Source organism: Pseudomonas sp. HY13-MNA-CIBAN-0226, from assembly GCF_040310305.1.
GTDB lineage: Bacteria > Pseudomonadota > Gammaproteobacteria > Pseudomonadales > Pseudomonadaceae > Aquipseudomonas > Aquipseudomonas gregormendelii.
In genome coordinates, this window is record NZ_JBEOPS010000019.1 from 68092 (window position 1) to 88610 (window position 20519).

General features: G+C 61.7%; 17 protein-coding genes and 2 pseudogenes. 11 read left to right on the top strand and 8 right to left on the bottom strand.

Annotation, left to right across the window (positions count from 1 at the left end; translation table 11 throughout):
• The first annotated feature begins 8 nt into the window (after window positions 1-8).
• From AAEZ05_RS20600 to AAEZ05_RS20620, 5 genes are all read left to right on the top strand, one after another.
• Window positions 9-1427 (top strand): aminotransferase, encoded by a 1419-nt coding sequence (locus tag AAEZ05_RS20600; RefSeq protein WP_045062639.1) that lies wholly within the window; start codon window positions 9-11, stop codon window positions 1425-1427.
• Window positions 1424-2332, top strand: a complete 909-nt coding sequence (locus AAEZ05_RS20605; RefSeq protein WP_045062642.1) for a LuxR C-terminal-related transcriptional regulator — start codon at window positions 1424-1426, stop codon at window positions 2330-2332. The genes AAEZ05_RS20600 and AAEZ05_RS20605 overlap by 4 nt, the downstream gene beginning before the upstream one ends.
• Window positions 2333-2530: 198 nt before the next feature.
• Window positions 2531-3031 (top strand): sigma-70 family RNA polymerase sigma factor, encoded by a 501-nt coding sequence (locus AAEZ05_RS20610; RefSeq protein ID WP_045062644.1) that lies wholly within the window; start codon window positions 2531-2533, stop codon window positions 3029-3031.
• Between the two features lie 40 nt (window positions 3032-3071).
• Window positions 3072-4055 (top strand): FecR family protein, encoded by a 984-nt coding sequence (locus AAEZ05_RS20615; protein WP_045062646.1) that lies wholly within the window; start codon window positions 3072-3074, stop codon window positions 4053-4055.
• Window positions 4056-4152: 97 nt separating this feature from the next.
• Complete coding sequence (locus AAEZ05_RS20620) at window positions 4153-6579, top strand: TonB-dependent siderophore receptor (protein ID WP_350648624.1); 2427 nt, start codon at window positions 4153-4155, stop codon at window positions 6577-6579.
• 732 nt (window positions 6580-7311) lie between these two features.
• Here the strand turns inward: AAEZ05_RS20620 and AAEZ05_RS20625 are convergent.
• The 4 genes from AAEZ05_RS20625 to AAEZ05_RS20640 form a co-directional block, all read right to left on the bottom strand.
• Entirely contained in the window at window positions 7312-8463 is a 1152-nt protein-coding gene (locus tag AAEZ05_RS20625; RefSeq protein WP_045060872.1) for an MFS transporter, read from the bottom strand.
• Between the two features lie 107 nt (window positions 8464-8570).
• A complete protein-coding gene (gene codA, locus AAEZ05_RS20630; protein ID WP_240889150.1) occupies window positions 8571-9815 on the bottom strand; it encodes a cytosine deaminase in 1245 nt (414 codons plus the stop codon).
• A gap of 13 nt (window positions 9816-9828) precedes the next feature.
• The gene (gene codB, locus AAEZ05_RS20635; protein ID WP_350600366.1) at window positions 9829-11100 is read right to left on the bottom strand and encodes a cytosine permease; all 1272 of its coding nucleotides are present in this window, start codon (window positions 11098-11100) and stop codon (window positions 9829-9831) included.
• Between the two features lie 71 nt (window positions 11101-11171).
• Window positions 11172-11996, bottom strand: coding sequence for an alpha/beta fold hydrolase (locus tag AAEZ05_RS20640; RefSeq protein WP_350648627.1), 825 nt, complete (start codon window positions 11994-11996; stop codon window positions 11172-11174).
• A 124-nt stretch (window positions 11997-12120) separates the two neighbouring features.
• On the opposite strand from AAEZ05_RS20640, the pseudogene AAEZ05_RS20645 reads away from it, so the two are divergent.
• Window positions 12121-12201 (top strand): annotated as a pseudogene (locus AAEZ05_RS20645) (outer membrane lipoprotein carrier protein LolA); the annotation flags it as partial.
• Window positions 12202-12220: 19 nt separating this feature from the next.
• On the opposite strand, the gene queD reads toward AAEZ05_RS20645, so the two are convergent.
• On the bottom strand, window positions 12221-12577 hold the full coding sequence (queD, locus tag AAEZ05_RS20650; RefSeq protein WP_028621713.1) for a 6-carboxytetrahydropterin synthase QueD: 357 nt from the start codon (window positions 12575-12577) through the stop codon (window positions 12221-12223).
• 74 nt (window positions 12578-12651) lie between these two features.
• Window positions 12652-13731 (bottom strand): patatin-like phospholipase family protein, encoded by a 1080-nt coding sequence (locus AAEZ05_RS20655; RefSeq protein ID WP_350648629.1) that lies wholly within the window; start codon window positions 13729-13731, stop codon window positions 12652-12654.
• Window positions 13732-13880: 149 nt separating this feature from the next.
• Here AAEZ05_RS20655 and AAEZ05_RS20660 point away from each other — a divergent pair, with 149 nt between their 5' ends.
• From AAEZ05_RS20660 to AAEZ05_RS20675, 4 genes are read left to right on the top strand one after another with little or no spacing between them, the layout of a single operon-like run.
• Window positions 13881-14189 (top strand): PepSY domain-containing protein, encoded by a 309-nt coding sequence (locus AAEZ05_RS20660; protein WP_350648631.1) that lies wholly within the window; start codon window positions 13881-13883, stop codon window positions 14187-14189.
• The gene (locus tag AAEZ05_RS20665) at window positions 14189-14512 is read left to right on the top strand and encodes a PepSY domain-containing protein (protein ID WP_045060934.1); all 324 of its coding nucleotides are present in this window, start codon (window positions 14189-14191) and stop codon (window positions 14510-14512) included. The genes AAEZ05_RS20660 and AAEZ05_RS20665 overlap by 1 nt, the downstream gene beginning before the upstream one ends.
• 3 nt (window positions 14513-14515) lie before the next feature.
• Window positions 14516-15184: a response regulator transcription factor gene (locus AAEZ05_RS20670; protein WP_045060935.1), complete on the top strand. Its 669-nt coding sequence runs from the start codon at window positions 14516-14518 to the stop codon at window positions 15182-15184.
• Complete coding sequence (locus AAEZ05_RS20675) at window positions 15181-16494, top strand: ATP-binding protein (RefSeq protein WP_205892467.1); 1314 nt, start codon at window positions 15181-15183, stop codon at window positions 16492-16494. The genes AAEZ05_RS20670 and AAEZ05_RS20675 overlap by 4 nt, the downstream gene beginning before the upstream one ends.
• Before the next feature lie 218 nt (window positions 16495-16712).
• Here the strand turns inward: AAEZ05_RS20675 and AAEZ05_RS30810 are convergent, their stop codons facing one another.
• Both AAEZ05_RS30810 and AAEZ05_RS30815 read right to left on the bottom strand, forming a co-directional pair.
• Entirely contained in the window at window positions 16713-17468 is a 756-nt protein-coding gene (locus tag AAEZ05_RS30810; protein ID WP_412072549.1) for a methyl-accepting chemotaxis protein, read from the bottom strand.
• A gap of 102 nt (window positions 17469-17570) precedes the next feature.
• A pseudogene (locus AAEZ05_RS30815) lies at window positions 17571-18860 on the bottom strand (methyl-accepting chemotaxis protein); the annotation flags it as partial.
• 325 nt (window positions 18861-19185) lie between these two features.
• Here AAEZ05_RS30815 and AAEZ05_RS20685 point away from each other — a divergent pair.
• Window positions 19186-20502, top strand: a complete 1317-nt coding sequence (locus AAEZ05_RS20685; protein ID WP_177328578.1) for a Na+/H+ antiporter family protein — start codon at window positions 19186-19188, stop codon at window positions 20500-20502.
• Window positions 20503-20519 lie beyond the last annotated feature (17 nt).

Consider the following 20519-nt stretch of genomic DNA (forward strand, 5'->3'; position numbering starts at 1 on the left):
TTTTTCCTATGGCTACCCAAACTCAACACATTTTTTCCGCTGCTGAAGAGTCCCGGCTGGTCAAGGCCGACAAAGCCCACTACATGCACGGTTATCACATGTTCGACGAACACGCCGAGCAGGGCTCGCTGAACATCGTCGCCGGTGATGGCGCTTATATCTACGACACCCAGGGCAACCGTTTTCTCGATGCAGTGGGCGGCATGTGGTGCACCAACATTGGCCTGGGACGCGAAGAAATGGCCCTGGCAATAGCCGACCAGGTGCGCCAGCTGGCCTATTCAAACCCGTTCTGCGACATGTCCAACAACGTGGCAATCCAGCTCTGCGAGAAACTCGCCAGCCTGGCCCCGGGCGATCTCGACCACGTGTTCCTGACCACGGGCGGCTCCACCGCCGTGGACACCGCCTACCGGCTGATCCAGTACTACCAGAACTGCCGTGGCAAGCCGGAAAAAAAGCACATCATTGCTCGCTACAACGCTTATCACGGCTCGACCACCCTGACCATGTCGATCGGTAACAAGGCCGCCGACCGCGTCCCGGAATTCGACTACGCCCACGAGCGTATTCACCACGTGTCCAACCCCAATCCGTACCGCGCACCTGACGGCATGGACGAGGCACAGTTCCTCGAGTTCCTGGTCAAGGAGTTCGAAGACAAGATCCTCGCCATCGGCGCCGACCAGGTGGCGGGTTTTTTCGCCGAGCCCATCATGGGCTCGGGCGGGGTGATCATTCCGCCCAAGGGCTACCTCAAGCGTATGTGGGAAGTCTGCCAACGCTACGACATCCTGTTCGTCGCCGACGAAGTGGTGACCTCGTTCGGACGGCTGGGCAAGTTTTTCGCCTCGTGGGATCTGTTCGACGTGCAACCAGACATCATCACCACCGCCAAGGGCCTGACGTCAGCTTACCTGCCGCTGGGCGCCTGCATTTTTTCCGAGCGCATCTGGAAGGTTATCGCCGAGCCGGCCAAGGGCCGTTGCTTCAGTCACGGTTTCACTTACAGCGGGCATCCGGTGTGCTGTACGGCAGCGCTGAAGAACATCGAAATCATCGAGCGCGAACAGCTGCTGGAGCACGTCGATGCAGTCGGCGCGTATCTGGAAGAACGCCTGGCGACCCTCGGCGAGCTGCCGCTGGTTGGGGATGTGCGCTGCCAGAAGTTCATGGCCTGCGTCGAGTTCGTGGCTGACAAGCGCAGCAAGGCGTTGTTTGCCGACGAGATCAACATTGGCGAGAGGATTCATTCCCGGGCGCAGTCGAAGGGCTTGCTGGTACGCCCGATCATGCACCTCAATGTCATGTCGCCGCCGTTGATCCTGACCTGCGCCCAGGTCGATGAAATCGTCGAGACCCTGCGCGAGTGTATTCTTGAGGTGGCGGCCGAGCTCCAGGCGAGCGGGCAGTACCAGGGCCAATGATTGCGTCGAACAGGCTGTTACCAGGAACCCGCTCACCCGCTAGACTGCGGGGCATGAGCAAACCAGACGACGATACGCTGATCGCACTGCCCTTCGGGGCCCTGCACAAATGGCACGGGCAAATGCGCGAGGCGTTTGCCCATGTGGACGCACCTGATGCACTGGCTGACCTGGCGTCTGCCCTGGAGCATCTGGTGGGTATCGAGTCGGTGATGATCAGCCTGGAGCACCGCGATCGGCCACCGCAGCTGTTGTATCAGCGCGGCATCGCCCAGCAGTACCAGGTGTCGATTCTCGATCGCTATTTCTCCGGCGGTTATTTGCTTGATCCTTTCTGCCTGGCAGTGGAGCAAGGCCTGGCGCAGGGCTTTTACCACTTGGAGGAAATCGCACCGGATGACTTTTTCGACAGTGAGTATTACCGCACCTATTACCTGAAGGCGGGGTGCTCGGAAGACAGTTATTACATTGTCGATACCGGCAATGACACGAAGATTTCTGTGAGCCTGTTCCAGGGTTTCGGTGGCGAATGCCTGCGGGGCGAACAGTTGAATTTGCTGCGCGCGGTCGAGCCGCTGGTGTGTGAGTTCATCAGTGAGTTCAGCCAGCGTGGCATGCAGCGGATTACGGCCGTCCAGAGGCCGCAGGATGCTGCAGCAGGAGACAATCTCAAGCAACGGGTGCAGTGGGCCTTCGAGCATTTCGGCGGCAACGTGCTGACCGAACGCGAGCGCGAAGTGGCGCACATGGTGCTCAGGGGGCACTCGGTAAAGTCCACGGCGAGCGAACTTGGCATATCGCCGGAGACAGTGCGCATGCATCGCAAGAATTTGTATCTGAAGCTGGAGGTGGGTTCGCAGTCAGAGCTGTTTGCGTTGTTTATCGAGTGGTTGCGCCAGCATTGAAAGTCAAAAGATCGCAGCCGCCAACATGATCGGCTAACCCTGCACGATCGCCCCATTTCACCGTCGCGCCAAACGCCTCACGGCCCGCCTGCAACGGCACCATTTCGCCATGCCCGCCGTGGGCAATGGCCGGGAATCCATTGCTTAGGTTTAATAGGAAGCATTACTATTCACGTCCCGTCTCCACAGCACGCCGCAATGACCCCCAAGCTGCCCCGCAGGCCCGGCTTTTTCGAGCATTACGAAGAGTTGGTTGGCACCTGGACCCGTCGCCTGAGAAATCGTCAGCAGGCCGAGGATCTGGCCCACGATACCTTTGTGCGGGTGCTTGAGTCGGATCCGGCGGCGGTGGAGCAGCCTCGTGCATATCTGCATCAGACAGCGCGCAATATTGCAGTGGACGGCTATCGTCGCGAGGATCGACGAGGCGCCATGGAGTCGGGGGCGATCGATCACAGTGTGTCCTCGTGCGGCGACCCGGAGCATTTCGTGCAGGCGATCCAGTTGGCCGATTCCATCGAACTCGCGCTGGCCGAGTTGCCGGTCAATTGCCGCAAGGTGTTCGTGTGGCAGAAGATCGAAGGTCTGACCCAGGCCGAGATCGCCGAACGCCTGGGACTGTCCAAGAACATGGTGGAAAAGTATATGATCCGCACGCTGCGGCATCTGCGCGATCGCCTGGATGGGTTGCAATCATGATCGGTCGCGTCTTTCCATTCTCCGCCAAACAGGAACTTCCATGATGGATACTCGTGATTGCGCGTGCGGACCCACGGCGGTTCGCGATGAGGCGGCGCGCTGGTTCGTGGTTTTGCAGGAGCCGGTGGTGGATGTCCTGGAGCGTCAGCAGTTTGCAGCCTGGTTGGCCGAGCACCCGCAGCACCATTATGAATTCCAGGTACTTGAAGGCATGTGGTCGGCGGCTGACCTGCTGCCGGCGGCGCGTCTGCAGGCCTTGTGTGACGTGCCGCCAGCGCGCAGCACACGTCGGCCAATCTTGCGTTATGCCGTGGCCGCCAGCGTGCTGGCCGTGGCTCTGGGGCTGGGCTGGTTCACCACGATGGATCAGCCGGCTACCTACACTGGCGAGTTCTCCACGGCGCTGGGCGAGCGTCAGCAAGTGGCGTTGCCGGACGGTTCGACGATCGACCTCAACAGTCGCAGCCGTATTCAAGTGCATTTTGCGCAGCACCGTCGCGCCGTCGAGCTGACCGAAGGCGAGGCGATGTTCAGCGTCGAGCACGACGCCGATCGTCCGTTCGTGGTGGAGTCGGGCAGTGGCAGAGTCACGGTGACAGGCACCCGTTTTGATGTGCGCCGCGACGCCGGCGAAACCCGCGTGGTGGTCGAGCAGGGCACCGTCAAGGTCCAGGGACGGGACGTTGCCGATAGCCCCTCCATCGACCTCGTCGCCGGCATGGGCACCCGTGTCGATCTCCAGGGCAAGGTCGCCGCGGCGTATGCGGTGGATGCAGCGCAGCTGACCGCCTGGCGCAGCGGCAAGCTGGTGTTCAATAACGCGAGCCTGAGCGAAGTGGCCGCCGAAGCCTCCCGTTATCGTGACAAGCCGATCACGGTCGCCAACGACAAAGTGGCCAATCTACGCCTGACCAGCGTGTTCAAATCTGACAACACCGATGCCCTGTTGAAGGCCTTGCCAAGCATTCTCCCGGTAGCCGTGCGCACCCTCGATGACGGCAGTCAGGAAATAATTTCAAAATAGATTCAGGTTTTTTTCGAGTTCTTCGTCTTCTTGTCCAACTGCAACTGGTTTGCATTAACAAACGCATGCTCTTGCGATTCACAGGACAAGTTTCGACGTGAAAAAAACCATCGCCCATAACAAAAAATCACCCTGGTTGCCGCTGGCCCTGGCCTTGGCCGTCAACTGCGCGCTGCCCCAGGCATTTGCTGCGGACGCCATCCACATCGAGGCGCAGCCGTTGGGGCAGGCCTTGAGTCAGCTGGGCCAGCAGACTTCGCTGCAGGTTTTTTTCAGCCCGGAGCTGGTCGCCGGCAAACAGGCACCGGCCGTAGACGGTAAACTTTCCCCCGAGCAGGCCTTGCGCCAGCTGCTGCAGGGCAGCGGCCTGGATTATCAGATCGATGCAGGCTCGGTGACCCTGACCCCCACACCGACTTCCGCCCAGGAAGGGCCGCTGGAGCTCGGCGTGACGGATATCAAGGTGGTCGGCAATTGGCTCGGCGATGCCGATGCAGCCGTGGTGCAGAACCACGCCGGCGCACGCACGGTGATCCGTCGCGAGGCCATGGTCGAGCAAGGCGCAATGACGGTCGGCGACGTGTTGAAGCGGGTACCGGGCGTGCAGGTACAGGATGCCAACGGCACCGGTGGCAGCGATATTTCCCTGAACGTCGGCGTGCGCGGCCTGACGTCGCGCCTGTCGCCACGCTCCACCGTGTTGATTGACGGCGTACCGGCAGCCTTCGCGCCCTATGGCCAGCCGCAACTGTCGATGGCGCCGATCTCCTCCGGCAACCTCGACAGCATCGACGTGGTGCGTGGCGCCGGCTCGGTGCGTTATGGACCGCAGAACGTGGGCGGGGTGATCAACTTCGTCACCCGGGCGATCCCTGAACAAGCGTCCGCCGAGATAGGCACCACCCTGGAAACCTCCCGGCACGGTGGCTGGAAGCACATCGATACGGCGTTCTTCGGCGGTACGGCGGACAACGGCATGGGCGTGGCGCTGTTGTATTCGGGCGTCAACGGCAACGGTTACCGTGAGCGCAACAATGGCAACGACATCGATGACGTGATGCTCAAGACCCATTGGGCGCCCACCGATGTGGATGATTTCAGCCTCAATCTGCATTACTACGACGCCAGTGCCGATATGCCCGGCGGTCTGACCCAGGCGCAGTACGACGCCAATCCTTTCCAGTCCGACCGCAACAACGACAGCTTCACTGGACGTCGCAAGGAGGTGTCGTTCAAGTGGGCGCGGCAGATCGATGACCGCACCCAGGCTGAAGTGCTGACTTACTATTACGACAGCTTTCGTGGCAGCAAAATCGCCGCGCGCGATCAGAAAACCCTCGGTTCCTTCCCGCGCACCTACTACACCTTCGGCATCGAGCCGCGGGTGTCTCATGTGTTCGACCTCGGCCAGACCACCCAGGAAGTCAGTGTCGGTTATCGCTACCTCAAGGAGGGCATGCACGAATCGGCCAGCCGGTTGGGGCTGAACGACAGCAACGAGCCGGTGGTGAGTCCGGGCGCCGACGGGCATGTGTACCAGGACCGCACGGGTGGCACCGAGGCCAACTCGGTCTACGTGGACAACAAGATCGACGTCGGCAAGTGGACCGTAACGCCGGGCATCCGCTTCGAACACATCAGCACCGACTGGCACGATCGCCCGGTACTGGACACGGCGGGCAGGCCGGTAGCGGAAAAAAACCGCAGCATCGACAGCAACGAACCGCTGCCGGCGCTGAGTGTGATGTACCACCTTTCCGACGCCTGGAAGCTGTTCGCCAACTACGAAACGTCCTTTGGCAGCCTGCAATATTTCCAGCTCGGCCAGGGCGGCACCGGTGACGAGACGGCCAACGGCCTGAACCCGGAAAAGGCCAAGACCTATGAGATCGGCACTCGCTACAACGATGACGTGTGGGGCGGGGAGGTGACGCTGTTCTACATCGACTTCGATAAAGAACTGCAGTACATCAGCAATGACGCGGGCTGGACCAACCTCGGTGCGACGACTCACCAGGGCCTCGAAGCCTCGGTGCATTACGACCTTGCCGCGCTGGACCCACGACTCGATGGCCTGACGGCCAACGCCGGCTTCACCTACACCCGGGCGGTGTATGAAGGAGAAATTCCAGGCTTCAAGGGGCGCGACTTGCCGTTCTATTCGCGTCAGGTAGCCACCGCCGGGCTGCGCTACGACGTCGATCGCTGGACCTGGAACGTGGACGCGTTCGCCCAGTCAAAACAGCGCTCACCGGGTACGGCAGTGAACGCCGATGGCAGTTTCAGCGGCAATTACATCACCGAAGGCACCGCGGATGGTCAGTACGGCGACATTCCGGGGTACGTCACCTGGAACGTGCGTGGCGGCTATGACTTTGGCGCGACGCTGTCTAACCTGAAGCTGGGGGCGGGGGTGAAGAACGTCTTCGACAAGCAGTACTTCACCCGTTCCAGCGACAATAATGCGGGCATGTATGTGGGGGCACCGCGGACGTTTTTTGTGCAGGGTAGTGTTGGGTTTTGAGATCAAATTAATGTGTTGGGTTTAGCCAAGAATTGGGCGTTATCGTTGACCTGCATCGTCGGAACGCCGTCCGGATCAAGCTTTGCTCCCAATGTTATCACCGCCCATAGGTGTTCATTTCAATTCGGGATGTGCGCACAAACGCGCGCAGCGCGCCGGCTTGATGCCTTGGTCGGCCCGAAGGCCGCCACGGCGAAGTTCTTGATCGCAGGCGCCCCGTTAACCACGCTGGCCGAACGCAGGCATTGCGTAGCGGGGAAACCGGCAAGGATGCCGGTTTAGCCGCGCTGGGCCAGGGATGGCCCATCGCGGCGACCCGCGGAGCACTGCCGGAGTGAGGGCACACCGAGCCTAGGCGAGGTGCCGAGTGGTGGGGCAGAAAGCGCTTGGTTACTTGGCGCTTTTCCAAGTAACCCGCTGTAAGAGCGGAACCATAACCCGCCGTTACCGCAGCAACGGATATGTACGCAGAGCAAGATCAAAAGATCGCAGCCTCGTTTCACTCGACAGCTCCTACAGAAGAAACGGTGTAACCCGCCGTAAGGGCGGAACCATAAGCCGCCCTGACCGCTTCAATGGATATGTACGCAGAGCAAGATCAAAGGATCGCAGCCTCGTTTCACTCGACAGCTCCTACGACAGCTCCTACAGGAAACATCAGATGCCGTAGGCGCGGAGCCATGAGCGCCGAGACCGCAGAAACGGATATGGGCCCAAACCTGAAAACAGCAGTCAAACCTTCAACACCTTCCCGCCAATAGCCACCGCCACCAGCAACACCGCCATCAACCCAAACGCAAAGCTCAAACTGCTGCCATGGGCGATAAACCCGATCACCGCCGGCCCCGCAAGGATCCCTGCGTAACCCAGGGTAGTGATAGCCGGCACCGCGACGCTCTCGGGCATCACTGTCTGCTTACCGACCGCGGTGTAAAGCACCGGCACAATGTTCGAACAACCCGCGCCCAGCAGCGCATACCCCACCAGGGCAAACTCCCAGTTGGGTGCAAAGGTCGCCAGGAACAACCCCGCTGCCGCCGTCAGCCCGCCAAACACAATCACCCGGGTGGCGCCCAGATGCCGGACAATTCGGTCACCGGTCAAGCGGCCCACGGTCATGGTCAAGGCAAACGCCGCGTAACCCAACCCGGCATAGGCCGTGTCGATGCCGCGCTCCTGCGCCAGGAACACCGCGCTCCAGTCCAGCGCCGCGCCCTCGGCGAGGAACACGATGAAGCACATCCCGCCAATGAACAGCACGATGCCATGAGGAATGGCGAACGCCGGACCGGAGCTTTCGCTGCCGTAAGGCAGCATGTGAGGGGCAGCCTTGCACAGCGCGACCAGCAGCATCACCACCACCACCAGCATCGCCGTCAGCGGCGTAAGGCCAAAGCCGAGCAGGGCACTGACCCCTGCTGCGCCGACGATCCCGCCCAGACTGAACAACCCATGGAACCCCGACATCATGGTCTTGCCGCTGGCGCGTTCGACGATCACCGCTTGCAGGTTGACCGTCGAATCCACCGTGCCCAGGCCTGCGCCAAACATGAACAGGGCGGCGATCAGCGCCGGTATCGACGTCACCGTTGCCAGCAATGGCAGCGCCGCACAAATCAGCAGCGTGCCGCCGACCGCCACTCGCCGACAGCCGAAGCGCGTGGCCAGGATCCCGGCCATTGGCATCGCCAGGATCGAGCCCACCCCCAGGCACAACAGCAGCAGCCCCAGCGTGCCCTCATCCAGCCCGGCCCTGGCCTTGGCATAGGGCACCAGGGGCGCCCAGGCGGCGATGCCAAAACCGGCGATGAAAAAAGCGACCCGCGTGGACATCTGCTCCAGGCGTCCGGGGATGAAGGTGGTGGGGGTGTTGAGGTTACTCATTGCAATCCTTGGTTAAAACGTCGCGTCCCCAAGGGACAGCGACTGTCCTGTGAGGTTCGGTCAGGCAGGGGCACATCGTGGCGCAGGCGTTGCAGTCAACCCATCACTCAACGCGGACCAAACAACTCAACCTGCGGCATCGTCCGCTTCATCAGCACCTTGCCATTGCGCACCGAATACAAAGGCAAACCCTGGCTGCGAATCACCTCGTAGTCGCTGTCTGCCGACAGGATCAGCAGGTTCGCTGGCCTCCCGCGTTCCAGGCCGTAGCGGTCACCCAGGGCCATCGCTTTAGCACTGTTGTCGGTCACCAGGTCCAGGGCGCTTTGCAGGTTGCGGTAGCCGAGCATGTGACAGATGTGCAGCCCGGCCTCCAGTACCCGCAGGATGTTGCCATTACCCAGCGGATACCAGGGGTCGACGATCGAGTCTTGGCCGAAGCACACGTTCATGCCCGCTTCGAGCAGTTCGTTGACCCGTGTCACCCCGCGACGTTTCGGGAAGTTGTCGTAGCGGCCTTGCAGGTGAATGCTTTCGGTCGGGCAGGAAACAAAACTGATCCCCGAATGGCCCAGCAGGCGGAACAGCTTGGCGCAGTAGGCATTGTCGTAGGAGCCCATGGCCGTGGTGTGACTGGCCGTGACGCGCGACCCCATGTCGCGGCTACGGGCCTCTTCGGCCAGCACTTCAAGGAAGCGCGAATGCGGGTCGTCGGTTTCGTCGCAGTGCACATCCACCAGGCAGCCGGTGCGCTCGGCCAGGTCCATCAGGTACTTCACCGAGCTTACACCCTGGTCCCGGGTGTACTCGAAATGCGGAATGCCGCCCACCACGTCGGCGCCCATGCGAATGGCTTCTTCCATCAACTCGCGACCGTTGCGATAGGACTCGATGCCTTCCTGGGGGAACGCGACGATTTGCATGTCCACCAGGTGCCGGCTTTCCTCGCGCACTTCGAGCATCGCCTTCAGCGCAGTGAGCTGCGGATCGGTGACATCGACGTGGGTGCGCACATGCTGGATGCCATGGGCTGCGAGGGCCTGCAGGGTTTTGCGGGTGCGGGTCTTGGTATCTTCTTCGGTAATGGTGACCTTGCGCTCGCTCCAGCACTCGATGCCTTCGAACAGCGTGCCACTCATGTTCCAGCGCGGTTCGCCGGCGGTGAGGGTGGCGTCGAGGTGAATGTGCGGTTCGACAAAGGGCGGGATCACCAGGTTGCCGCCAGCGTCCAGGTCTTCGGGGCCCAGGGTCGGGGCTTCGGTCTGCCGGGCGATATTGCTGATCAGGCCGTTTTCCAGGTGCAGCTCATGCAGGCCTTCTTGGTTGCGCAGGCGGGCATTGATGATATGCATCAGGCGAATCCTTCTAGAGATCTTGTAGTGGTGCGTTGGCGACTCGGGCGCCAAGTACACTGGTCATTAGCACATACGTTAGCGCGGCAGCGGCAATCCCTACCAGAGGCGCGACCCACGGCGAACTGAAAGCGGCCACGGTGCCGACCGCATAAGCGCCCAGCCCGGGCCAGTTGAACGCCGGCAGGCGCGCTTCGGCCAGTCGTGGATATTGACCGCGATAGCGGAAGAAAAAGTCCGCCATGATCACCCCGCCTATCGGCGGAATCACCGTGCCGAGCAGGATGAGGTAGGGCACCAGCATGTCGTACATGCCCAGCAGGGCCAGCGCCGTACCGATCACTGCGCCGGCCAGGGTCACGGTCTTGCGTCGACCGGTGCGCAGCAGGTTGCAGCCGGCAACCGCGAAGTTGTAGATGGTGTTGTCCTGGGTGCTCCAGATGTTGAGCAGCAGCATCGCCATTGCGGCCATGGCAAAACCTTGCAGCAAAAGCACTTCGACCACGTCCGGTTGCTGGTAGACGATGGCCCCGTAGGCGCCGATCAACACCATCAGGCCATTGCCGATGAAAAAACCGATCAGGCTCGCCAGCACCGCCACCCGCGCCGAGCGCGAGAAGCGTGTCCAGTTGGTCGCCTGGGTAGCGCCGCTGACGAAGGTGCCGAACACCAGCGTGATGGCGGTCGACCAATCCAGCGTCCCCGTGGGCACGACGGCCAGCAGGCCGTCGATGCCGCCAACTTCCACCGTGGCCACCCACATCGACAGCATCAGAAGCAGCATCATGGCGGGCACGGCAATGTAGGAAAGAATTTCCAGGCCGCGATAACCCACATACGCGGTGGCGCAGAAGGCCAGACCGAACAGCACCATCAAGCCCAGCACGGGGCCGTCGCCCAGGCCGAAGTATTTGCCCAGCACCACGGCGGCGGTCGCGGTGCCCCAGGCGTACCAGCCGATCTGGGTAAATCCCAGGATCAGGTCGCTGAGCTTGCTGCCCACTTCGCCAAAACAGAAGCGCCCCATCAGCACCGAATTGAGACCGCTCTTGAAGGCGATGTATCCCAGGGCTGCGGCGTATAGCCCCAACAGCAGGTTACCGACAAGAATCACCGCCATCATCTCGCCGAAACTGAACGCCACGCCAAGCTTGCCGCCGGCGAACATGGTAGCGGTGAAAAAGGTGAAGCCCAGTAACACCATGGCGGTGGAGGCCAGGCCTTTGCGCGCGTGCAGGGGGACTTCGCTGAGGGGATAGTCGTTGCCGGGGGCGTTTTGCGTCATGAGGCGTTCCTTTGCTGGAGGGAGGACGCGAGGAGGGTTGCAGTGGTCGTGCCAATGTCGCGGGTCTGGGCTCAGGGGAGTAATGGCAGGAAACGTAATAGCGCCGCGACGATGGCCTCCGGGGCATCTTCCTGCATCAGGTGCCCGGCATCGGCGATCGGATGAAACTGCGACCCTGGAATCATCTGGTGCAGCGCACGCCCGCGGTCGATGGGGATCCACTGATCGTCCTCGCCCCACAGGATCTGCACGGGACACCGAACGTTCGGGTACTGGTTTTCGACTTCTTGGGTGTAACGCTCGTCCATCTGCGCTATTTGTCGATAGAACGCTGCCTGCCCCGGATCGCCCAGCCACGGCTTTACATAGGGCGCGAGTTCCTCATCGGGGATATCACGCTTGATCGCTCCACGGATATAAGCCGGCACGATGGCGCGCTGGATGTAATCGGGCAAGCCACTGAACGCTGCTTCATGCTGGCGCACGTGCTGCACGAAAGGTGAGCCCCAGGGCGTGAGCGCCACCGGGTCGATCAGCGTCAAGCTGCGGTAATCCTTGCCGTTGAGCAAGTGCGCGCGCAACGCGGTGGCGCCGCCGAAGTCATGGGCAACCACATCCGGGCGGTCCAGCCCCCAATGTTCCAGCAGTCGCGCCAGCAGCTCGTTCTGAATGCCCAGTGACACATCGCCGTCGATCTTCTCCGACTGCCCGTAGCCCAGCAGGTCGAAGTAGTGCACACGGTGGGAGGCAATGAAATGCGGCGCGATGCGGTGCCAGACATGGGACGAGAAGGGCGTGCCATGCACGAACACCAGCGGCGGGCCGTCGCCGCGTACGGCGAAGCGGATGGCGTGTCCGTTGAAGCGATAGGTTTGGGGCAGCGGCCAGTCAGTCATGCCCATGTCCTCCTGGTGGGAAAGAGGCCAAAAGCATAGGCATAAAAAAACAGCCCAGGAGGCTGTTCGGGTGTTTCACTGACGAAACGCATGTCGTCAATCTGTAGGAGCGTGCTTGCTCGCGATGGTCTTCAACGATAACGCTGGAAGTCTGGCATCCAGCGGCGCTCTCAGGTTTTTCGCGAGCAAGCTCGCTCCTACAGTAGGGGATGTGTTTTTCTGGGTTATTCGCCGCGATAGATGCAGCCACTGGTACAGGTTTCATGGATGCGGATCGCGCTGAGTTCCGGCAGCAATGGCTTCAACTCACCCCAGATCCACTTGGCCAGCACTTCACTGGTCGGATTCTCCAGGCCAGGAATGTCATTGAGGTAGTTGTGATCCAGTCGCTCATACAGCGGCTTGAAGATCGCCTTGATCTCGGAGAAATCGCGAATCCAGCCGGTATGCGGATCAAGGTCGCCACTGAGGTGAATCGCCACCTTGAACGAGTGACCGTGCAGGCGGCCGCATTTGTGGCCGTCCGGGACATGGGGCAGGCGGTGGGCGGATTCGAACGTAAACTCTTTGAAGATTTCCACAGTGTCTTGAGCTCTGTCAGGTGGCGATCGCCGCAGCGATAGGGGCAGGCGGCGAGTTTAACAGCTTGTCCTGACTAAAGGGTCAGCAAGCGTTCGCCGAGGCGACCGTTGGCGGCCAGTTCGAGGAACTCGTCGCCCAGGCGACGGCTTTCGTCCATCGACGCGCGCCAGTACTTCTGCCGGCTTGGCGCATCGCCCATGAAGCGCTTGAAGTCATTGCGGTCGGGCAGCTTGCCGAAGGGCAGGCGCGCCAGATATTGCCTTGACGGTGCCAGCAACAGCACGTCCTGCAGCCGCGTCGAACAGGCGCGGCGCCAGGGCAGGGGCTTGTCGAACCAGCCGGGAATGATCCGGTCGGTGAAGTGCGGGTACAGCACGATGTCATTGCCGCTGTAGGGCAGGTCGAGGTGGTAGTCGAGCAGGCCGCCGTCGCGAAAGGTTCCGGCGCCAGCGCCCGGCAGGTCCCGAACACCTTCCATGACCATGGGGATCGAGCCGGATGCGAGCAGTGCCTGGCGCAGGTTGGCGGCGTTCAATGCGACGAAGCGCGAGGGGAAATCGGTCAGTGGGTGCACCGGCGGGGCGAGACGTGGATCGTGGATGATCAGCCGTTCGAAATGCCGCGACAGGCGCGAGCGGTTGCGCAGGTTGTCGGCGATCACCGTCGACAACCCCAGGCCCAGGTGACCACGATGGTCTTGCGCAAGCCGGCCGTGGCTTTTGACCACCATGATGTTCAGCCGATAATGCGCATTATCGAGAATCGCCGAGTCGCGGCCGTCGAGCAGCTCCTCGAGCATGCGCCGCGAGCTCTGGCTGATCTGTGCCATGGTCACGCCCTTGTTGAAATCCTGCTCGGTGTACAGCCGGCCGAGACGCCGGATGCCCTCGGCGGCGTCCGGCAGGCAGGCGCTGGCGAAACGCCAGGAGCCCACCGAGGCGCCGATCAGCGAGCGCTCCCGCGGGGCGGCCGGCAACCACTCACCGAACAACGCCAGGTCCAGTCCCTGAATCCCCAGGGCTTTGGGACCACCGGCGGCGCCGGGCAGCGTGCCGACGTCGGCGGCGCTCAGCCCTTGTTCACGGATGCGCGCAAAGGCGCGAGGGCCGGCTTTGAGGGTCAGGGCGGGGAACTTGATGTGGATGGCGGTCATACCGGATCTCGATTCTGGCAAGCGGGAGCGATTATAAGAGATTTGAACGTCAAACCCTTGCGCAATGCATGATGGCCATTCAGTTTCAGTTAAGTTCGAATCGTTAAGGTGGCTCCCGTAAGCAACACCCAAAAAATTCGGAGACACCGATGAAAACCCTGACTGCCCTGTTCACTGCTTCCCTCATCGCCATGACCGCCAGCCTCGCCCATGCCCGGGACCTGGGCCCTGATGAAGCCCTGCGGCTGCGCGACGCTGGTACCATTGTGTCTTTCGAGAAGCTCAATGCTACAGCCCTGTCCAAACACCCGGGCTCCACCATCACCGAGACCGAGCTGGAAGAAGAGTACGGCAAGTTCGTCTACCAGGTGGAGATGCGTGACCCACAGGGTATCGATTGGGACATGGAATTGGACGCTGTCAGCGGGCAGGTTCTCAAGGATCAACAGGATACGTAATGAAGGTGCATTTTTTGTCCGGCACGCGCGCCAGCCTCCGAGTGGGGCTGGCGCTGCTGGTCTTCTGCTCTGTGGTGATGGCCCGCGACCTGGATCAGGACGAAGCCCTGCGCCTGCGCCAGCAAGGGGTGATCATGCCCCTGGAGCAGCTGCTGCAGCAGGCCCTGGATCGCTATCCAGGGGCCAAATTGCTGGAAGCCGAGCTTGAAGAAAAACACGACGTCTACATTTATGAAGTCGAACTGTTGACCGCCGAAGGCGTAGTCCGCGAGCTGGACCTCGACGCCACCACTGGCCAGTTACTGAAAGACAAGGAAGATTGACCGATGCGCTTGCTTCTCGTGGAAGACCACGTGCCCCTGGCCGACGAATTGATGGCCGGTCTGAACCGCCAGGGGTATGCCGTGGACTGGCTGGCCGACGGCCGCGATGCGGTGTACCAGGGCAGCAGCGAGCCTTATGACCTGATCATCCTCGACCTTGGCCTGCCTGGTTTGCCCGGGCTTGAGGTGCTGGCGCAATGGCGCGCCGGTGGTCTGTCGACACCCGTGCTGATCCTGACCGCGCGCGGTTCCTGGTCCGAACGCATCGAAGGCCTCAAGGCCGGCGCCGACGATTACCTGACCAAACCCTTTCACCCCGAAGAGCTGCATTTGCGCGTCCAGGCGCTGTTGCGCCGCTCCCACGGCCAGGCCAACCAGCCGACGCTCAAGGCGGCGGGCCTGCATCTGGATGAAGGCCGCCAATGTGTGACGCGGGACGGTGCCGACATCTTGCTCACCGCTGCGGAATTTCGCCTGCTGCGCTATTTCATGCTGCACCCCGAACAGATCCTGTCCAAGAGCCACTTGGCAGAGCACCTCTACGACGGTGAAACAGAGCGTGATTCCAACGTGCTGGAGGTCCACGTCAATCATCTGCGACGCAAGCTGGGCCGCAGCGTGATCGAAACCCGTCGCGGCCAGGGTTACCTGTTCGGCGGGCAAGCCAAGTGAGGTCGATCCAGCGCCGCTTGAGCCTGGGCCTGATCAGCGTGATGGTGATTGTCGGCCTGGTATTGGCGCAGACCAGCCTGTGGCTGTTCGAAATGGGCTTGCAGCGCTACCTTGAGGCGGGCCTGCGCAACGACAGCGAGAACCTGCTGGTGGCACTGGTACGTGGGCCCCAGGGTTTGCAACTGGAGGAGCGGCACCTGGCGCCGGCCTATCAGCGGCCGTTCTCCGGGCACTACTTCCGCATCGACTTCGCCGACAAACATTGGCGCTCGCGATCCCTGTGGGACCAGGAGTTTCCCCAACTCACTGAATCGGGGCTGCACAGCAACCTGCAACTGGGGCCCGAGGGCCAGCAGTTGCTGGTGTTGCGTTCCGACTATCGGCGGCTGGGGCAGTCGATTTCCATCAGCGTGGCGCAGGACTACACCCCGGTGCGCGACAGTTTTCTGCGCATGCAACAGGTCGGCCTCGGGCTGGGACTGGCGGGGCTGCTGCTGATTCTGGTGCTGCAACGGGTCACCGTACGTCGAGCATTGCGTCCCCTGGAAAAGGCCCGCGAGCAGATCGCCCAGTTGCAACAGGGGCAGCGCTCGCAGCTGGACGATCAGGTCCCGGTAGAGCTGGAGCCGTTGGTGGCGCAGATCAACCATCTGCTGGCGCACACCGAGGACAGCCTCAAGCGCTCGCGCAATGCCCTGGGCAATCTTGGTCACTCCTTGAAAACCCCGCTGGCGGTGTTGGTGAGCCTGGCCTCGAGTGAAAAACTCGATGACCACCCCGAATTGCGCAGGATCTTCAAGGAGCAGCTGGAGCAGGTCCGGCAAAGGCTCAATCGAGAGCTCAATCGCGCAAGGTTGTCCGGCGATGCGCTGCCGGGCGCCTTGTTCGATTGCGCTGGCGAGTTACCGGGGTTGCTGGCGACGCTGAACATGATCCACGGTGAACATTTGCACCTGAGCTACCGCGCGCCCCAGGGGCTGCAACTGCCCTGGGATCGTGAAGACCTGCTGGAACTGCTCGGCAACCTGCTGGACAACGCCTGCAAATGGGCGGATGCCGAGGTGCGCTTGAGCGTGGTGGAGACGACGGCAGGGTTTGAGTTGGATGTGGAGGATGACGGGCCGGGAATACCCGAGGATCAACGGACCCAGGTCTTCAGCCGCGGCACCCGTTTGGATGAGCAAACCGATGGGCACGGCTTGGGGCTGGGGATCGTGCGCGATATCGTCGACACGTGGGGCGGGGTGTTGCGCCTGGAAGAGAGTGAGTGGGGCGGGTTGCGGGTGGTGATTGAACTGCCCAGGCGCTGAGACCTGAAACTGCCCCAAAGTCCCTGCGGGAGCCAGCCTGCTCGCCATAGCGGTGTGTCAGTCGACATCTAGTTGCCTGACACTCCCTGTGGGAGCGAGCCTGCTCGCGATAGCGGTATGTCAGTCGACATCTAGTTGCCTGACACTCTGCTATCGCGAGCAGGCTCGCTCCCACATTGGCTCTTGCACATTGGCTCACCCGTGCGCTGTGGAGTGGCTCACACGCGAAACTGATCCATCAAGCTCTGCTGCTGATTCGCCAGGCTGTTAAGTGACTGGCTGACCCGCGCCGACTCATTCGCCTGCCCCGACAGCGACTCCGTGACGTCGCGAATCGTCGCCACGTTGTTGTTGATCTCTTCAGCCACGGCGCTCTGTTCTTCCGCCGCACTGGCGATCTGCAGGTTCATGTCGCTGATCACCGTCACCGCTTCGCCGATCTGGCGCAGGGCGGTCACGGCCTGGCCAACCTGCTCGACGCTGCCCTGGGCCTGGCGATGGCTGTTGCTCATCGAGCCCACCACCTCCTGTGTACCGCTTTGCAGCTGCTCGATCACCAGGCGGGTTTCCTCGACCGACTCCTGGGTACGTCTCGCCAGGTTGCGCACCTCATCGGCCACTACGGCAAAGCCGCGACCGGCTTCACCCGCGCGAGCGGCTTCGATGGCGGCGTTCAAGGCCAGCAGGTTGGTTTGTTCGGCGATGGCGCGAATCACTTCCAGCACCGAGCCGATTTTCTCGCTGTTGGCTGCCAGGCCTTCGACCTGCACCATCGCCGCACTCATGTCGGCGGCAAGGTTGTCGATGCTGGTGGTGGTCTGGTCGATCACGGTCAGGCCACGGCGAGTCGCATGGTCCGCGTCGCGGGCGGCCTGGGCGGCTTGCGCTGCACTGCGGGCGACGTCCTGGGCGGTGGCGCTCATTTCGTGGGACGCGGTGGCAACCTGGTCCACCTGGCGATACTGCTGCTCCATGCCGGCGCTGGTTTGAGTGGCGATCGCGGAGGATTGGTCAGCCGTGCTGCGCGCATCCTGCACCGAGCGTTTCACTTCGGCGATGATTGGCTGCAGCTTGTCCAGGAAGCGGTTGAACCAGCCGGCCAACTGGCCCAGTTCGTCCTGCTTGTCGTAGGCCAGTCGGCGGGTCAGGTCGCCTTCGCCGCTGGCGATGTCTTCGAGCATGCGCGCCACCCCGAGGATCGGTTTGGTCACACTGCGGGCCATCAGCCACACCAGCAGCAGGCCGATCAACGCGGCCAGCACGCCCAGGCCCAGTTCAACCAGGGTGCCAGTGGTGTTGCTCTCATCGAGTTGTCGTTCCAGGGCTTCGGCAGGACCGACCAGGACTTTTTCCGGCACTTGCAGCAGCACGCCCCAGGATTTGCCACCGGGGATCGGCTCGAAGGGTGCGAGCACCTTGAGCTGTTGGTCGCTGTGCAGGCTGGCTGTCTTGTCGCTGGTCGCCAGCAAACGAATCAGCTCGGCGCCGCTGCTCTTGTCGACACTGTCCAGGCGCTGGCTGAGTTTGCTCGAGTCCGGGCTGTAGCCGGCCAGCAGGCCGACCGGGCTGATGATGCTGACGTGGGTCTGGCCGTCGTAGAGCTTCTTGCTCGCCGCCTGGCTGATTGATTGCAGGCTGTTGAGGTTGATGTCCACCGACAGCGAAGCGATGACCTTGCCGTTGACCATCAGCGGAAAGACGATGCTGGTCATCAACACGTCCTGGCCGTCGATCTTGTAGAAGTACGGCTCGATGACGCACGGCTTGAGCGAGGTGCGCGGGCAGGTGAACCAGGCGTTGGCCGGTTCGCCGCTGGGGCCGGCATTGGTGTCGGCCATGTCGCTTTCCGGCAACGCCATGGACGTTACCTGGCCCGGAGTGGGCTGCGACCAGTACAGGGCGAAGCGGCCCTTGTCGTTGCTGCCCAGCTCGGCCTGGCCGGCGAACAGTTCGTCTTTGCCGTCCAGGGCATTGACTTCGAACACCAGTGACAGGCCGAGCAGTTCCGGGTTGGCCTGCAGTGCCGACTTGACCTGGCGGGTCAGGTCTTCGCGCAGGTCGAAGGCGTCGAGGAAGCGCTTTTCCGCCTGGTCGCGCAGGAACAGCACCTGGCGCGAGAAGCCATGGCCGTATTGGTAGGCGTCCATGAACTGCTGGCGAATGACCAGCGCCTGGTTTTCACCCTGGGATTGAATACGTGCCTGGGCGGCTTCATTGAGCATCTCCGTGCTCGAGGCCTTCACCAAGGCGGAACTGTGCTCCATGCGATACAGCGAAAGACCCACCAGCAGGGTCACGATACCCGCCAGGCAAAGCCCGGCCAGCAGGGTGATTTTCCATTGAATGGAAAGTTGTCTGAGCGACATGGAGACGTCCTTATTCGATAAATATCTGCGGCTTGGTACTGTAGCGGCCGTTACTCGGGATTCTTGATGGTGTTTACCGAATATCGAATTTCACCCGGTAGGAGCTGCCGAAGGCTGCGATCTTTTGATTTTCAATGTTCTTGATGACGCCAGAAGCTCAAAAGATCGCAGCCTGCGGCAGCTCGTACGGGATCGTGTTGGCTTTGACAAGCTGGCAGTGCTGCGGCACAGTGCGCGCCCTCTAATAAAACCCGTTCTAAAATCCGCTGGCGGCTCTTCGCAGACTGCCGGCTGAGCTCATTCTGCTTGCCTTGAGGTAACGATGATTAATGCAGTAATTGCTGCGGTCGGCGTCATGCTGATACTCAGCCTGTCCCGCGTACACGTAGTGATCGCGCTGATCGTGGGCGCGCTGGTCGGTGGCCTGACCGGCGGCCTGGGCATCGACGCCACGCTTAAAGCGTTCAACAGCGGCCTTGGGGGCGGGGCTACCGTTGCGCTGTCCTATGCCTTGCTGGGGGCGTTCGCGGTGGCGATTGCCAAGTCGGGGATGGCCCATGCCCTGGCAGACAAGGCGCTGGCCATGGTTGATCGCCAGCACGCCAGCAGTGGCGGCCGGGTCAAATGGTTGCTGATCGGCCTGCTGGGGGTCGTGGCCATCGCCTCGCAAAACATCTTGCCGATACATATCGCCTTTATTCCGTTGCTGGTGCCGCCGCTTTTGTACGTGCTGACCAAGCTGCAACTGGATCGACGGTTGATCGCCTGCGTCATGACCTTCGGGCTGATCACGCCGTACATGTTCCTGCCGGTGGGCTTTGGCAACATCTTCCTCAACGAGATCCTGCTGGCCAACGTCGCCCGCAGCGGCGTTGATATCAGCGGCATCAATGTCACCCACGCGATGGGTATCCCGGCGCTGGGCATGGTGTTTGGCCTGGCGATTGCGTTTTTCAGCTACCGCAAGAAGCGCGTCTACGACCTGGGCAAGATCGAGCAGGTCGAGCAGGTGGCGGTGCAATACAACCCGCTGAGCCTGATGGTCGCGGGCCTGGCGATCATCGCCGCGTTCGTGATCCAGCTGCTGCTCGACTCGATGATCATTGGCGCCCTGGCAGGGTTTCTGATTTTCTCGGTGTCGGGAATTGTGAAGTGGCGTGATACCGACGATCTGTTCACCGAAGGCATGAAGATGATGGCGATGATCGGCTTCATCATGATCGCCGCCTCGGGGTTTGGCGAAGTGATCAAGGCCACTGGAGATGTGCAGTCGCTGGTCGTAACCGCCGCTTCCTGGATCGGTCACAGCAAGGCCATTGGTGCCTTGTTGATGTTACTGGTGGGGTTGCTGGTGACCATGGGCATCGGGTCGTCGTTCTCGACGGTGCCGATCCTGGCGGTGATTTTCGTGCCACTGTGCGTGCAGCTGGGCTTCAGCCCGCTGGCGATCGTGTGCATCGTCGGCACTGCAGGTGCACTCGGGGATGCGGGCTCCCCAGCCTCCGATTCGACCCTCGGCCCGACCTCCGGCTTGAACGTCGATGGCCAGCATCACCATATCTGGGACACTGTGGTGCCGACTTTCCTGCACTACAACCTGCCGCTGCTGGCCTTCGGCTGGGTGGCGGCGATGGTGTTGTGATCCCCACGCCTCACTGA